Source organism: Nocardioides sp. NPDC127514, from assembly GCF_040302125.1.
In the GTDB taxonomy this organism is placed as follows: Bacteria; Actinomycetota; Actinomycetes; order Propionibacteriales; family Nocardioidaceae; genus Nocardioides.
Map to the genome: position 1 here is coordinate 139,389 of NZ_JBEORF010000017.1, position 1,709 is coordinate 141,097.

Annotated in this window: 2 protein-coding genes; one reads left to right on the forward strand and one right to left on the reverse strand. The window is 66.5% G+C overall.

Annotation, left to right across the window (positions count from 1 at the left end; all coding sequences use genetic code 11):
- On the forward strand, positions 1-180 hold a 180-nt coding region (locus ABTX24_RS15335), incomplete at its 5' end, for a hypothetical protein (RefSeq protein WP_350840721.1).
- On the opposite strand, the gene ABTX24_RS15340 is transcribed toward ABTX24_RS15335, so the two are convergent.
- On the reverse strand, positions 155-1,426 hold the full coding sequence (locus ABTX24_RS15340; protein WP_350840723.1) for an HNH endonuclease signature motif containing protein: 1,272 nt from the start codon (positions 1,424-1,426) through the stop codon (positions 155-157). The genes ABTX24_RS15335 and ABTX24_RS15340 overlap by 26 nt on opposite strands.
- Positions 1,427-1,709 lie beyond the last annotated feature (283 nt).

Below are 1,709 nucleotides of genomic sequence, written 5' to 3' on the forward strand. Positions count from 1 at the left end.
GCGCAGGCCGGACCAGCACTGCCCGCCGCAGAGCATCGGCAGGTTGGCACCCGGCAGGAGTGGTACGACAGGACGGTGGGTGGGACGCAGATCAGCGATCGCCCGTCGTGGGATCGGATGAGTACGGGCACGGCGGCGCAGGCCGGCCCGGGGATCAGCTGGTTCGGGTGCGCCTGGTGAACCGGATCCGCCCATCTGGTAGCCGCTCATAGGCGTAGTCGGGGTCGTGGATCCGGCGATGGTCACTCGCACACAACAGGACCATGTTCGCCAAGCTCGTTCGGCCGCCTTCGGACCAGGGTTTCAGGTGATGTGCCTCGGTCCAGGCTGCGGGTGCGTCGCAGTCTTCGGCTTGGCAGCACTGGTCGCGTAGCCGGAGTGCTCGGTGTTGGACCGGGTATGCCAGCCGGGCGGTGCGGCCGAGGTCGAGGATCTCGGAGTCGGTGCCGAGGACGACCGGGACGAGGTCTGCGTTGCAGGCCATCCGGCGGGCCTCGGCGGCGGTGATCTGCTCGCCGTCGAACCCGAGGGCGGCGGTGCCGAGGTCCTTGCGGAGGTCCTCCACGCTCATGGTGATGAACACCGTGGTCCCGTGCCCACCGTGCCTGGGGAGCTGGTCGACGTCGTAGGTCTCGATGACCCGGGCGAACGCCTGGCCGAGCAGCCGGTCGTAGGGGGCTTTGCGGCCCTTGTCCTCGGCCGAGAGCTTCCTGGGCTGGGCCAACGAGTCCAACAACGTGCGGAGCCGCAGCCCGACCGCGCGGGAAACCCTCGCGTGGATGTCGATGGTGCCGTCGCCGTTGTCGCGGGAGGAGAAGAACGTACGCCGCTGGGCGTGCTCTTCCTCCCGCTGCAGCGCTTTGGCCTCAGCCTGCTCGAACCGTTCCGGGTCGATCTCAGCGAGAATCCGGCGGCCGACGATCTTCAACTCGTTCGCCGTCAACCGGGCCGCGTAATCGACCAGCAGCTTCTCGGCCAAGACCAGGTCCTCGGCACTGGCGGAGGGGTCGGCCTCGATGGCATCGAGGGCCTGGGTGATCGCCCGCGCTTTGTCCTGGGACACCACACCCTCAGCGAGACCGGCGGCCACGAGGTCGTACTTCGCGACTGCCGCCGCGAGTCTCACCTGGGAGCGAGCCACGCCCTTGTCGACCAGCAACTCGGTCCGCATCCACCCGGAGGCGTCCTTGGCACCGGTCTCCTCAGCGATGTCACCGGCCGTGGCGAGCACTCGCAGCTTCAACGCAGCCTGTTGGGCCTGGAGCTTCTCCAACCGCTCGAGCAGGTCCTTCTTCTGCCCGGTGCGCCAATAGGCCGGATCCCGGGTCAGCAGTCGATCGAGGGAGGATTCGATGGCGCTCAGTTCTGCGTCGATCGCGTCACCGGGGTTGGTGTCCCAGTGGTTGGTGTCGCGTTCAAGACTCATCGCCATCCCTCCCTTCAAAGAAGTGTTGTGATGGGTCTGATTCTACGCCTTCAACGCCTGACTGACTATCTATTTTCCCTGATCAGACACCATTTTCGCGGTGAGCGAACGACCTCGTTCCTGTGGATGGTAAGTGGCCCGAAGGGCCACCCTTCCGCCCCATCAACCTCACCTGTCCCAAGGAAGATTCCGCTGCGCCACACCCGGGCCGCCGCCCCGATAGCCAGCCAAGTTTTTTCTCGATCTGGTCCGGAGTCCAGGACCGCCGAAGGCGGCCGGCGAA